Annotated in this window: 9 protein-coding genes and 1 pseudogene; 4 read left to right on the top strand and 6 right to left on the bottom strand. The window is 41.6% G+C overall.

Annotated elements, in window-relative coordinates:
* Together RM049_RS38075 and RM049_RS38070 are read right to left on the bottom strand one after the other, a co-directional pair.
* Positions 1–2989, bottom strand: a 2989-nt coding sequence (locus tag RM049_RS38075; RefSeq protein ID WP_322707941.1) for a WD40 repeat domain-containing protein, incomplete at its 3' end; no start/stop codon positions are given.
* A 166-nt stretch (positions 2990–3155) separates the two neighbouring features.
* A complete protein-coding gene (locus RM049_RS38070) occupies positions 3156–3560 on the bottom strand; it encodes a hypothetical protein (RefSeq protein WP_322707940.1) in 405 nt (134 codons plus the stop codon).
* Positions 3561–3812: 252 nt separating this feature from the next.
* On the opposite strand from RM049_RS38070, the gene RM049_RS38065 reads away from it, so the two are divergent.
* Complete coding sequence (locus tag RM049_RS38065) at positions 3813–4190, top strand: NB-ARC domain-containing protein (protein WP_322707939.1); 378 nt, start codon at positions 3813–3815, stop codon at positions 4188–4190.
* Positions 4191–4315: 125 nt separating this feature from the next.
* On the opposite strand, the gene RM049_RS38060 is transcribed toward RM049_RS38065, so the two are convergent.
* Positions 4316–4972, bottom strand: a complete 657-nt coding sequence (locus RM049_RS38060) for a pentapeptide repeat-containing protein (protein WP_322707938.1) — start codon at positions 4970–4972, stop codon at positions 4316–4318.
* Between the two features lie 614 nt (positions 4973–5586).
* Between RM049_RS38060 and RM049_RS38055 the strand changes: the two are divergent.
* Positions 5587–6413 (top strand): annotated as a pseudogene (locus RM049_RS38055) (IS5 family transposase).
* Between the two features lie 132 nt (positions 6414–6545).
* Here RM049_RS38055 and RM049_RS38050 read toward each other — a convergent pair.
* From RM049_RS38050 to RM049_RS38040, 3 genes are all read right to left on the bottom strand, one after another.
* The gene (locus tag RM049_RS38050; RefSeq protein WP_322707936.1) at positions 6546–8324 is read right to left on the bottom strand and encodes an asparagine synthetase B family protein; all 1779 of its coding nucleotides are present in this window, start codon (positions 8322–8324) and stop codon (positions 6546–6548) included.
* A gap of 200 nt (positions 8325–8524) precedes the next feature.
* Entirely contained in the window at positions 8525–8833 is a 309-nt protein-coding gene (locus RM049_RS38045; protein ID WP_322707935.1) for a HigA family addiction module antitoxin, read from the bottom strand.
* 245 nt (positions 8834–9078) lie between these two features.
* Entirely contained in the window at positions 9079–9960 is an 882-nt protein-coding gene (locus tag RM049_RS38040) for a 4-hydroxybenzoate solanesyltransferase (protein ID WP_322707934.1), read from the bottom strand.
* Between the two features lie 349 nt (positions 9961–10309).
* Between RM049_RS38040 and RM049_RS38035 the strand changes: the two genes are divergently transcribed.
* Positions 10310–11959, top strand: coding sequence for a Ppx/GppA phosphatase family protein (locus RM049_RS38035; protein ID WP_322707933.1), 1650 nt, complete (start codon positions 10310–10312; stop codon positions 11957–11959).
* Positions 11960–13059: 1100 nt separating this feature from the next.
* Positions 13060–13614: a RidA family protein gene (locus RM049_RS38030; RefSeq protein ID WP_322672407.1), complete on the top strand. Its 555-nt coding sequence runs from the start codon at positions 13060–13062 to the stop codon at positions 13612–13614.
* The last annotated feature ends 177 nt before the right edge of the window (positions 13615–13791 follow it).

The following is a 13791-nucleotide window of genomic DNA, read 5'->3' as shown; positions in this document are numbered from 1 at the left end:
TCTTGTCAGCACTGGCAGAAGCTAGCATCTTGCCATCGGGACTGAAGCTGATGCCATTAACCGAGTTTGTATGCCCAGTAAGGGTTTTGATTTCTTTGGCAGTGGTGGTATCCCACAGTTTCACCGTGTTGTCACCACTGGCAGAAGCTAGCATCTTGCCATCGGGACTGAAGCTGATGCCATTAACCCAGTTTGTATGCCCAGTAAGGGTTTTGATTTCTTTACCTGTGCTGGTATTCCACAGTTTCACCGTCTTGTCACCACTGGCAGAAGCTAGCATCTTGCCATCGGGACTGAAGCTGATGCCATTAACCCAGTTTGTATGCCCAGTAAGGGTTTTGATTTCTTTACCTGTGCTGGTATTCCACAGTTTCACCGTCTTGTCACCACTGGCAGAAGCTAGCATCTTGCCATCGGGACTGAAGCTGATGCCATTAACCGAGTTTGTATGCCCAGTAAGGGTTTTGATTTCTTTGCCTGTGCTGGTATTCCACAGTTTCACCGTGTTGTCGTAACTAGCAGAAGCTAGCATCTTGCCATCGGGACTGAAGCTGATGCCATTAACCAAGTTTGTATGCCCAGTAAGGGTTTTGATTTCTTTGGCAGTGGTGGTATCCCACAGTTTCACCGTGTTGTCAGCACTGGCAGAAGCTAGCATCTTGCCATCGGGACTGAAGCTGATGCCCCAAACCGAGTTTGTATGCCCAGTAAGGGTTTTGATTTCTTTGGCAGTGGTGGTATCCCACAGTTTCACCGTGTTGTCACCACTGGCAGAAGCTAGCATCTTGCCATCGGGACTGAAGCTGATGCCATAAACCGAGTTTGTATGCCCAGTAAGGGTTTTGATTTCTTTGCCTGTGCTGGTATCCCACAGTTTCACCGTGTTGTCGTAACTAGCAGAAGCTAGCATCTTGCCATCGGGACTGAAGCTGATGCCATTAACCCAGTTTGTATGCCCAGTAAGGGTTTTGATTTCTTTACCTGTGCTGGTATTCCACAGTTTCACCGTGTTGTCAGCACTGGCAGAAGCTAGCATCTTGCCATCGGGACTGAAGCTGATGCCCCAAACCGAGTTTGTATGCCCAGTAAGGGTTTTGATTTCTTTGCCTGTGCTGGTATCCCACAGTTTCACCGTCTTGTCAGCACTGGCAGAAGCTAGCATCTTGCCATCGGGACTGAAGCTGATGCCATTAACCGAGTTTGCGTGTCCTCCCAAGGTGTTGGGTGCGGCAACATTGTGAACTGTATTTAATAATGCCAGTTCTACCTGGGTACGGGTATCCGCATCAACCCAGAATTTACCTCGCATTTTGACAGCAGCTTTGACGCTTGATTCAACAGCTTTTCGCCCATCTAAACCCAAAAACCCATCGGAACTTTGGGCTAAGGCATTAATTTGACTGATTTCGGCATTCCCCCAGCCTATACCCGCTAGTCCAGATAAACCCAAAGCTAACACCAAACCCCCTGCCAGTCCAGAAAAAGTCAGTCGTCTTCTGTGTTCCCGTTGCTTTTGTTCCTTATCCCTCAATTCCACACTAGCTTGAATAAACTTTTGCTCCTCTGCGCCAATATCCTCTCGCCGTTGTTTTAGCTTTTCTTCCCCCTCCACCAACGCTGCACCCCGCAACAATGCCCCTTCATCTCGTTCCGTCTGTTTCCATTGATACATTGCGGAGCGCAAACGGTCTTGCCAGGCCCGAAAGCTACGGTCTGCATTCATCCATTGTCGAAGTTCACCCCAATTACGGATTAACGCTTCATGGACAACTTCTACTGTCTCTTGGTTAGCAGAATTTTGACTAGTGACTACTAATCGATTATCCGCCAACTGTTTCACCAATTCCCAGCTGGCTTCACCCAATTCAGCTTTCGTCGCTAGTCGTCGCGTATCCTCCGTTCCTTCCCCCGGATGCACCAACTGAATAAAAATTCGCCGCACCTTTTCTTTTTCAGTGGCACTCAACTTACCATAATTCTCATCTGCATGACGAGCCAAGGCACCTTTTACCTCACCAATTTCCTCATAAGCTGCATGAGTTAACTGTTTACCTGTTCGCCGCTTCCACAACTCAGTTAACGCAAACTCCAAAAGAGGTAAATTCCCCGGTTCATCTTCGAGATCATCCAAAATGCGTTCCACCAGTCCATCTTGAAATGTTATCCCCAACTTTCCAGCAGGCTTTTCAATCACCTGTGAAAGTTCATCACGATTCATCGGTGCCAGCTTGATGTCAGCATTTTGCAACACATCTGCAAGTGGACGATAGGAGAGGAGATTCCCCAAGAAATCCGCCCGCATGGTTCCAACCAGCACAGTATTATTGTCAGGGTCAGATTGAAAGCAAGCTAATAAGGTATCTAGGAAACCACGGCGAACTTTCTGATCCGCACACAAAGTATAAAGTTCTTCAAATTGGTCGGCAATCAACAATACCCGATGATTGGGATAATTCCGTTTAATTTTGGAGAAAACATCTTGCAGAGGAACAGAACCATTGGCAAAGTATTCAGCTAACTTACGAGCTTGAAGCATTTGCTCAGTAGCATTTTGATTAGGCTCGTAAAGGGGAACCAGCGACTCAGCCAGAGCTTGGAATGGTTCTGAACCAGGACGGAAGTGAGTAAACTTCCAATAACCTTGTTTTTGTAACTTCGGCACCAATCCCGCCAAAACCACCGAAGATTTACCACTTCCCGACGCACCCAACACAGGTATAAACTTTCGGCTTTGAGTGGCCGCGAACAGTTTTTCTACAAATACCTCGCGTCCAAAAAAAAACTCTGCATCATCGGGGCCAAAATGAAACAAACCGCGATAAGGGCAAGGAAGAGATTCATCAGCAGCGTCGGTAGAATCAGAAGTGACTAATTTTGCTTCTTCTCGATAGTAGTAATTGGTAATAGTGATAGTTGCATTACCAGTCGCTGAAGTGGCAGCGTATTCACTCTCTGTAACACTTTGTTGGATCTCGCCTTGCTTAGACATAACATCTACCCTGATTAATTAAGTTACAGTCTCAATACTTGTCGGTTAAGGGGGAAAGGGGAAGGGGGAAAGGGAAATTAAAAACCTTTAACCCTTACCCTTTAACCCTTTCCCAAAACCAAACTTTGGGTTCAAAATGCTTAACCGAGTAGTATTGGTTACAGTCTCAGTCCTCCTTCGATGTGCCTTGTTCATTGATGCCACTAATACTTGCATTACCAGAACCAGAAGTAGCGGCATATTTGACATTACTGATATTTTGGGTAATAATCTGCTGTCCACCGGGCTGTTCTTTGACTTGATTAAGTAACTCTTGAGCCGCTTGAATAATTGCTGCATCTTGATCGGCACCAGCTTTGGTAATTTTGTCTTTTAATAAATCTTCAGCTTGCTTAATTTCTTCGGGTTTGGCATCTACCATCGCTTGTCCTAGAACATCGCCTTCAAACTTCTTTTTAATCAAACCTTTTAAACCCTGATAGGCATCTTTCACGGCTGTTGTGGCGGTATCTTTAGCAGCAGCGATCGCACCAGCACCTAAAGCAGCAATAATCAGAGAAATAGGTTCCATAGTTAATTCTCAATAAGTTTACAAGAGCAATTCGATGTATCTAAGAAACATACAGCGAAAATAGGGTGTGTTACGCAAATAAAGTACCGCACCTCAAGTTTTGACCAAGTTTTAACTGAATTAACGTGAGATGAACCTCTCCCCAACCCCTCTCCGACGCGGAGAGGGGCTGAAATATCCTGAATTACTAGTTATGGATGCTCACAAGAACTAACGCAGCTAAAGTTATAAATTTTACAAGATGGCTGTCGCTTGCTTACAATCTTCGGTATAGGCTGCGTTGGGAAAACGACTTTAGCCACTAAACTAGCAATATCAATTCAAGATCGGTTTGAGTATGTGATTTGGCGATCGCTACAGTACACTCCGCCGGGAAACAGCCTTTTAACTGAATTAGGATCATTTTTATGCAATCAGCAAGAAACTACACCCGACATCGATTTGCTGATCCATTATCTGCGTACTTACCAATGTCTATTAGTTTTAGATAACTTTGAAACAATCTTAGATGCGGCTTCGATGGCAAAGTATCGCCCTAATTATCTGAAAATTGAGTTAAGAAAAGTAGAAACAAGGGGTACTGCAATCTTAAACTTTTATTTACTCACCCAAGCGATCGCAGTTGGTTAATAGAAAGTGCGATCGCCCCAAGGGTAGTATATAGAAAAAATTGTGGTTACAGCTAAAAGGAAAGCCCCATACAGAGCATGAAAGGAAATCACAAGATTATTTCACTTTGGCAGAGCTACTTCTAGCTAAGAAATAACTATCTGAGGTTGCTCAATTGTACCATCAGGCATAATAGTATCTCGCAACTTCGCATAAATCAAATTTGTCTTCCAAAGGTTTGCATTGCTCAAGTTTGCTTTAGTTAAATTTGCCCATGTCAAGTCTGCACTAGTTAAGTTAGCCTCAGTCAAATTAGCTTCTAGTAATTTTGCTCCACATAGCTTGGCTCGTGTGAGATTTGCAAAACTTAAGTTAGCTTCAATCAGCGATGCTTCAATTAATTTGGCTTCACTTAAGTCTGCTTCTCTCAAATCTACATCACATAAAGAAGCACCCCAAAGATTACTACCTATGAATTTTACTCGCCATAAGAATGTTCCGCACAAATTTGCTCGTGTTAAATCAGCATTAGTCAAATTGGCTTCACATAAAGATGCTTCATACAAATTAGCTTCGCGTAAGCTAGCTTGGATCAAATTTGCACCACTTAAATTAGCACGAGTCAGAACACAGCCAGACAAATTTGCATCACGCAAATCAGCTCCAATTAAATTAATACCACTTAAATCAATTCCTTTCAGGTCGATTCCCCTCAAGTCACATCCACTGAAATCTCGGCGCTGAAAATATTTATTTGTGATTTGACTTAAAATAAATTCCTGTTGTTGAGCATAATTGTTCATGGTATTCACCTCTGGGTGTAATCGATCTCAAAGGTTGAGTGTGTTAGTTACCGCAATACTTCTCGCTTTGTACATTTTTAATTTGGAATCGGGCTTTGGCAAAAGGTTACTGGGTTTGGATTAAAGGTTTTTTCTTTCCCCTTTCCCCTTTCTTTTTTCCCCTTAACCGAGAAGTATTGGTAGTTACCGTATATTGAGAGTACACCGCAAACGGAGATTAGCTCAGTAAATAATCAAAAATAAATTAAAAGAAAATCGGCAATCACTTGAAAATGCGTTTTTTCAGTGGCTTTTAAAACAAAAAATGCTGACATAAGTCAGGAAATATTCATATAACAAGAGTCGTTTGTCTTTGGTCATTTGTCATTGGTACTAATAGACCTCTTGCAAAAATATATTTTTGCACTCTTAGGGAAAAGGGAAAAAGTTAATGGGAAAGGATTTTGAGTTTTTTTACCCTTTTACCCCGACTTTTGCAAGAAGTCTAATGACTTCGATTTCCCTACAGCTTTTTATGAAAAGCCAGGGGATGAGTTAAGAGCTGATTCGTAAAGAAAATATAAAGAGAACAGAGCCTCGGTTGATTTAGACCATAGGCTAAGTCAATAACACTAATGTTGTTGTCCATGAGCCGTCTACCAGCGATTGAAAACCAAAAGCGCAAACCTTATCCAAGTGATTTAAGCGATGCCGAATGGTTAATCCTTGGGCCGCTTCTACCAAAACCTAAAGGATTTGGGCATCCTGTAGAAGTAGATTTACGAGAAATTCTTAATGCCATTTTCTACGTGCAAAGAACCGGATGTCAGTGGGAGATGTTACCTCATGACCTGCCACCGTACACAACAGTGTATGGATATTTTCAAAAATGGCAGCGCAAAGGCATCTGGCAGCTTCTTCACGACCAAATACGTCATCAGCTGCGACAAGATTTAGGGCGAGATGAACATTCTACCGTGGCGATCGCAGATTCCCAATCCGTGAAGACCACGGAAAAAAAGGGGAGGTCTACGGTTTTGATGGTGGTAAAAAGGTTAAAGGGCGTAAGCGGCATATTGTTGTAGATTCTCAAGGTTTATTGATCGGTGTTTTAGTGACCGAAGCTAATGCCTCAGAACGTTTAGGGGCTGTCATCGTCCTGGACGAAGCTATTGAAGAATTGTCTAAATTAGAAGTTGTTTGGGTAGATCAAGGTTATTCGGGTGATAACTTTGCTCAAGCCGTTAGACAAATTTGTGGACAACAGGTTCGAGTCGAGGTAATTCAAAGAAACTCGAAAACCTTTGAGCGATTGCCGAAACGATGGATTGTAGAACGCACATTCGGCTGGCTCAATCGATTTCGACGATTAAGTAAGGATTATGAGTTGTATACGGAGTTAAGTGAAGCAATGATTTATGGTTCATTGATTCGTCTGATGATCAGGCGAATGGTTTCTTAAGCTTTTCTTTACGAATCAGCTCTAAGATGTCAAATTTCCATCAGTGTTGAGTATTTTTTTTCACTTATTACCCAGCACTGATAGCGAAGGCATAACTCTATTGAGTTATGACGTATCTTTTTGTTGCTTTCACTAGTGCGCTTTTTGATTTACTTGTAACCAAATTTCTAAACTAGCAAGCAACCACAGCTTTACTCCATATCGGCTCCAAGTATCTCCTTGATAGTTTAACCAATTACGAATTGGCATCTGGTTTAAGTAAGGAGTGATAGCTGCATTTCGATTGAGCAATAAATCTCTGGCTTCTTGCTGCCAATATTTCCGAAATCCTAACTGCACTGGTACCATCATCCCACTTTTGGGACGATGAATAATTGTGTCTGGTAAGATATCTGCGATCGCCAAAGATGTACTGTAGGTAATTGCTTGCTTTAAAACTGCTTTTTCTTCTACTCCAGAAAGCTTATACTCTGGAGGTATCTCCATGCTTAACTCTACTACTCGTTGGTCAAACAGAGGAGAACGACCTTGCAAAAGAGCAGCTTGAGTCAAGTTACTGACTTTCGTCAAAATTTGGTCAGCACCTTTAAATTTAATATTCATTGCCATCAACCGATTCAGATAGCTAGCTTGAGAATATAAATCTTCTGCAAAAACCCAAGGTGCTGTTTGTACTGCTGTCCAAACTTCTGGTTTTAAAAGTTGCGGTAAGTCAACAGCACACTTTTGAAAGGAAATTAAATAAGCTTGCAATGCATCTTGATTGGTGACGGAGCCATATAAACTATTAATTAGCATCGGCTGATTTTTTGGCCCGCCAAAACAAGGGTCGCCACCTTCACCATTTAAAACTACTTCTACGCTTTCTCTCGCCAGTCGTCCCAGCAACAAGTTGGGAACAGTTAATGGGTCGCCAATGGGGTCATCTAAATAAGCCATTGTTTCCGGCAGGCGTGACCACATATCCTTAAAAGTAATTTCTAAAATGTGGTGCTGCGTCTGACAATGGGATGCAACGAGACTGGAAAATTCTAACTCATTGGGACATTCTGAACCAAAATGAATCGAGAAGGTGTGGACTGGTGCTTTGTGGAATTTTGCGACTAAAGCAGTGATACTGCTAGAGTCCAAACCACCAGAAAGAAAAACGCCAACGGGTTCATTTGCTGGTGGTAAATATTCTTGAACAACTTGCTCTAGAAGTTCTCGCAAGCGATCGCCATGCCATGCTAAGGGTCGATCGCTTGCTATAATCTGTTCTTGAAGCTGCCAATAAGCTGTAACTTTGTAGTTGGGAAATTCTAAAACAGTTCCAGGTCGGAGTTCTCGCACCTGTTCCCAAAGGGTTCGTTCGCCAGGAACAAAAGCACAACAAAGATAATCTCGCAATGCCACCAAATCTAAATCGGATGAACGATGAGGTGCTAAAGTTCTCAGTTGAGGCGCAATCCAACGAACTGAACCAGTAGTAGTGTAATAGAGAGTACGCACACCGATGCGATCGCGAACCAATCTCAACACCTGTTTATCTCTATCCCAAACCACCAACGCAAACATCCCCACAAGTTGGCTAAGACTTTCATTACCCCATCGTTCCCAAAGATTGGCTACCAGTTGCAGAGAACTTGCTTGAAAGCTATCCGGTTCAATTCCTAACTTTTGCAGCAATTGCACTCGGTTAGTTAACCAAACATCACCAACAGCAACAAATCGTCCTCTATAACTGATTGCTAATTTCTCTGTCGGCAATTCCGAAGTTGTGCGTGGTAAAATTACAGAAATTTTTTCATCTCGCCAAGCTATATCTTCATAATTTGGATCAACTTTTCCCCACGCTACGCGCCAGCTTGGCTTAGTTTTGCTGAATTCGATTTTAGGAGATTTACGATTTTTAAACGCATCAAATAGCATGGGAAATTTTCAACGCATAATCAGTAAGAATCCCACCTCCAACGCACTCGTTGCAAGCGAGGAGGGGGCTATAATGTAACTTATATTTTCTAGTGTATAATTTTAAAAATCCAAGCAAAATACAAGTTTTATAACCATAAAATTTTCTATTCTCCCTCAAATGACGCACCCTAGAAGATTTAAAATTTTGCTTGACAAACTCAGGCTACATCATTAAACGGAAGTTTAGGTATTTGATTGTAAACTTCTGCATTTTCTTCAAGAGCTTGACGTATATCATATTGCGTTTGTAAATTCAACCAAAACTGAGCGCTGCTACCAAAATAGCGAGATAAACGCAACGCTGTATCTGCTGTAATACTGCGTTTTCGAGATAAAATTTCACTAATTCGTGTCTGAGCTACACCTATATCTTTGCTTAATCGATAAGGGGTAATATTTAGTGGTTCTAAAAATTCTAGTTGTAGGATTTCCCCAGGGTGAATATTTGGCAGACGGGTGTTATTCATAATTATTGACCTGCATTAGTGGTAATCTACTATTTCAACAGAAAAATTACAAATAAGGCAGGAGGCAGAGGGCAGGAGGCAGAAGGAAATAAGTATTAATAAAAACTTTAGTTCTGGGTTATTGCCCAGTTTAAAAAAGGAATTGTATCGAAGAAAAGTGCCACTAGATACAAAGCGTCCTTGCTTCAATCCCATGTTTTAAAACGTGGGTTCCTCCTGCCTTCTGCCTCTTGCCTCCTGAATTCTTAAAAAGATCCAGCAATCATTCCAGCAAGTAAAATAAAACCAATCCACACGTTTTGCCGGAACATTTCACCATAAGCAGAATTAGGTAAGTTTTCCTTTCTTAATCGCAGAGACTGCCAAACCCATCCGATAGTAGCAATTGCAAGGCTAATCCAGAAGGCTAAGTGCAGATGTATAACTAGGCCTAACCAAGACAACAACAAGATTGTGCCAGCAAAGAAAATTCCAATGGCTAGAGGGGCATAATTACCAAAAAATAGGGCACTGGATTTAACACCAATGCGGCGATCGTCTTCTTTATCGCTCATGGCGTAAACTGTATCAAATCCCAATGTCCACAGTACTGTCGCGCCCCAAAGTAACCAAGTTGGTTGAGAAAGATTTTGCGTTACTGCACTCCAGCTAATCAAGACCCCAAAACCCCAAGCGATGGAAAGCACCAGTTGCGGTACGGGAAACACCCGCTTTGCACCTGGATAAAGCAAAATTACAGGCACTGCTGCCACGCATAACCAGAAACTCAAGGGGTTAAGATAAAAGGCCAAGACTGCTGCACACGCTAAAGAGACGATCGCAACTATAATTCCAACTTTCACAGATAAGGCGCGAGAAGCAAGGGGGCGATCGCGTGTTCTCTCCACTTCTGGATCGATATTCCGATCCCACAAATCGTTGACAACACACCCAGTTGCACTCGTGGCCAGAGTACCCAATATAATCACACCAACCAGAGGTAAAGGCGGTTTTCCTGAAGCTGCCAAAAACACAGCCCAAAGGGCAGGAATCATTAAAATTAACCGCCCTTCTGGTTTATGCCAGCGTAAAAGCCGGATAATTACAAGCCAAATTGGTGACTGGGGGCGTTCTGGTGTCGTTAACATAGAAATCAACAAATAACTTTAGAGAGATGAATTCACACTTCTTTACATCTATAGAATAACGTTATTTGTTATTTGTAAAAACATAACCCAAAGTGGCAACTTTAAATATCTTTAAATAGTCACTGCGGTTATAAATAGTAGGGTGAATATACATAGCTCAGTTACCCTCGATCGATCTGAGTTGGGAATGCTGAGTATTTTTTAATTTACTCAATATTCAGCACTGGCTCAACGCCCTGCTACCGCTAACAGCACTCAGTCTGAGCAAGTGTGTTGTCATAAATATCAGTGCTAGCTACCCCGACGTATCACCGTTTGACATCATTTCTTAATAAAGAGAGAAAACTAGATGCTGAATTTAGTTTCTAGCTGGGAGAGTATTCCAACTCAACCATCTAAGCAACATCGGATTATTGCTGCCATTGACCTGGGAACAAATTCTCTACACATGGTAGTAGTCAAGATTGACCCTACACTACCAGCTTTCAGCATTATTGCTAGAGAAAAGGAAACCGTAAGGCTTGGCGATCGCAATCTTACCACTGGAGAACTCAAGCCAGAGATAATTGAAAAGGCGATCGCTGCTTTAGGACGCTTTCAAGAAGTTGCCAAAACTATCAACGCTGAAACAATCATCGCTGTGGCAACTAGTGCTGTGCGAGAAGCGCCCAATGGTAAAGATTTTTTGCACACAATAGAAACGGAGTTGGGTTTAAGCGTTAACTTGATTTCTGGTCAAGAAGAAGCGCGGCGAATTTATCTTGGTGTGCTATCGGGGATGGAATTTAACAACCAGCCCCACACCATCATTGATATTGGCGGTGGTTCCACAGAATTGATTTTAGGCGATAGTCATCAAGCCCGGATTCTCACCAGTACTAAAGTTGGTGCAGTACGACTCACTAGCGAGTTAATCACTACTGACCCCATCAGCACCACTGAGTTCCAGTATCTGCAAGCTTATGCACGCGGAATGTTGGAACGTCCTGTAGAAGAAATCTTAGCAAACCTAGAGTCTGGGGAATCTCCGCGTTTGGTGGGTACGGCGGGCACAATTGAAACCCTGGCGATGATTCATGCACGGGAAAAGTCGGGTGTTATTCCTTCCACTCTCAATGGCTACCAATTTAGTTTTAAAGACTTGCAAGAGTTGGTAAATCGCTTGCGCAAACTGAGTAATTCCGAAAGGGCTGAAATTCCTGGTATGCCAGAGAAGCGCCCTGAAGTTATCCTCGCTGGTGCAGTCATATTACAAGAAGCAATGACCCTTTTGGGTAGTGAATCGGTAACAGTTTGTGAGCGTTCTCTGAGGGAAGGCGTAATTGTAGACTGGATGTTAACCCACGGTTTAATTGAAGATAAGCTGCGCTATCAAAGTTCAATTCGGGAACGGAATATCCTCAAACTCGCAGATAAATACCATATCAATTTAGAATACAGCGATCGCGTGGCAAAATTTGCCGAGAGTTTATTTGACCAAACTCAAGGTACTCTACATCATTGGGGAACTGATGAACGACAAATGCTGTGGGCAGCTGCAATATTACACAATTGCGGTCATTATATCAGCCATTCGTCTCACCACAAGCACTCTTACTATTTAATTCGCAATGGTGAATTACTCGGTTATACAGAAACCGAGATTGAAATTATTGCCAATTTAGCGCGTTATCATCGCAAATCGCCGCCCAAGAAAAAACATGAAAACTACCAAAATTTGCTGACCAAACAACAACGACAAATTGTTAGTCAATTAAGTGCGATTTTAAGATTGGCAGTGGCATTAGATAGACGACAAATTGGTGCAGTTGCTCAAGTGCAATGTGAGTATTATCCACAACTGAAGCAGGTCAATCTGCTAATTTTTCCATCTCAATCAGATGATGATTGTGCTTTAGAACTTTGGAGCTTAGATTATAAAAAAGGAGTGTTTGAAGAAGAATTTGGAGTGAGATTAGTAGCAAGTTTAGAAAAGTCTAATATTACTAACTTCTCTTAAAAATTAGGGTGCGTTACACTGTGTTAACGCACCTACACATAGCTGATATTTATGGTTGCGATCGCTAATCAGCTTGAGAAGTTAGTTCCAATATAAAAGCTTCAGGTAAAAATCAGAAAATTTATCTAATAACTATTAGCATTATATTATACAACAAAAATCTTAATTAAATTTGCCAAGTGTATGAAAATAAAATATATATCTAACTTTGACATCCAACTTAAGGATGAATTTATAACTATCCCAAGAACCATTTAAAAACAAAAAATAGTAGTTAGAATAGAGCTAACAATCTATTAAATTTAGGTTATGTTGCTAGTGGATATCTAAGCCGGGAAACTTAGATATCCTTATATAAAATTTCAATAGTTTAATAAGTAATCAAGCAGACATAATATTGACTGGAGTTTAGACTAATTTTACCCATCAAATCGCTAAACCCTTATCCAGACAAGCTTTGATAATTTCTAGGCTTGATATAATTCCGAAGTCTAAAATGCTTACCACACACAGGTTGTAGCCTTAAAAAAAGAATTTAGTCTCAACTCCAGTATTGAGGGCTGCAAAAGAAACTTGCGCAGATTACCGCTAGTAGTCTGCCAACCTAAAAATGCGCTTGTGAGGTCTGTGAGAAAGGGGAAAGGGACTCATAGTAAGGGATTTAAAACATGATATCATGTCCGCCTAATTAGTTATAATTCCCGCATCTGTGCAAAAACCAGGAAACCCTCTTTCCCCCTGCCCCCAGCAAGAACTGCTCCCCTGCCGTCTTAATGATAAGTCTTTAAGCGGACATGATATGAGTCCCTTTCCCCCTTTTGCCGACAAATGCCAAGAAGTCTACTAACCGACACAACCTGTTTACGAAAAATAACACGCGCTGCGATCGCCTAATACACTTTTTGGGGGTTAATAACCTGATTTGGTATAAGTATTAACTGCATCCATATCGAAAGCTAAACGACCTGAAAGCCATTAGGAGCTATTAATTACGTGATTGCACGGCATTATATTTCATTAGTAGTGCTTTTTAGCATAATTGGATAGATAATAGAACTAAGTATGAGCAAAAATAGAGAACTCACATTTAAGGAGCTTTAATGACTAAACGTATTACCAGTGCTGTAAATTCGCTAGTAGCAAACTTCTCGCGACGAAATGCACTTTTGTGGCTTGGAGGTAGTGGAATAACTACCGCTTTGATGGTGGGAACACAAACGGAAGTAAGCGCTAAAGACAACAAAGAGTTGAAATTGGTGAACCCACCAACATTATATAATCCAACCCAAAATGGCTATAGCCATATAGCTGTGACACCATCAAGGGCGAGAACCGTCTATATTTCTGGTCAATTTGGTTCCGATTTACAAGGGAATCTTGTCTCCAATGAATTTGAAAAGCAGTTAATACAGGCTTTTAAAAACCTCCGTTATGCCTTAGCAGCCGTTGGGGCACAACCACAAGATGTCGCAAAAATTACTGTTCTTATAGTGGATCACAACCAAAATAAATTGATCCCGTTAGGACGTGAAATTATAAATTTATGGGGGAATAAACCACCGGCAAACACTCTGATTCCCGTTCCTAGACTTGCACTTGACGGTATGTTATTTGAAATTGATGCTTATGCGGTAATTCCAGATAACCGTAGTTGAGGACTAGTTATAACATAACCCTATCTAATAACAGTCGGCAAAGTAATAAACTTCCGCTACTGTCAATCAATAATAGTCTCTTCTATTTGAGTAGGGAATTGCCTTTAGTCAGACTACGAAACTTACAGCTATTTTCAGGTAATTGAACCACAAACTAAGTTAGACTGAAGAAATAAT

The organism is Nostoc sp. DedQUE04 (assembly GCF_034530995.1).
Taxonomy (GTDB): Bacteria; Cyanobacteriota; Cyanobacteriia; order Cyanobacteriales; family Nostocaceae; genus Nostoc.
The sequence above is the reverse complement of the archived record's forward strand: the minus strand, read 5'-3'. Positions and strand labels throughout refer to the sequence as shown.

Excerpts from the sequence above, each read along its gene's own strand:
- RM049_RS38070 (WP_322707940.1), bottom strand. The coding sequence starts at position 3,560 with ATGGAACCTATTTCTCTGATTATTGCTGCTTTAGGTGCTGGTGCGATC.
- RM049_RS38060 (WP_322707938.1), bottom strand. The coding sequence starts at position 4,972 with ATGAACAATTATGCTCAACAACAGGAATTTATTTTAAGTCAAATCACA.
- RM049_RS38050 (WP_322707936.1), bottom strand. The coding sequence starts at position 8,324 with ATGCTATTTGATGCGTTTAAAAATCGTAAATCTCCTAAAATCGAATTC.
- RM049_RS38045 (WP_322707935.1), bottom strand. The coding sequence starts at position 8,833 with ATGAATAACACCCGTCTGCCAAATATTCACCCTGGGGAAATCCTACAA.
- RM049_RS38040 (WP_322707934.1), bottom strand. The coding sequence starts at position 9,960 with ATGTTAACGACACCAGAACGCCCCCAGTCACCAATTTGGCTTGTAATT.
- RM049_RS38035 (WP_322707933.1), top strand. The coding sequence starts at position 10,310 with ATGCTGAATTTAGTTTCTAGCTGGGAGAGTATTCCAACTCAACCATCT.
- RM049_RS38030 (WP_322672407.1), top strand. The coding sequence starts at position 13,060 with ATGACTAAACGTATTACCAGTGCTGTAAATTCGCTAGTAGCAAACTTC.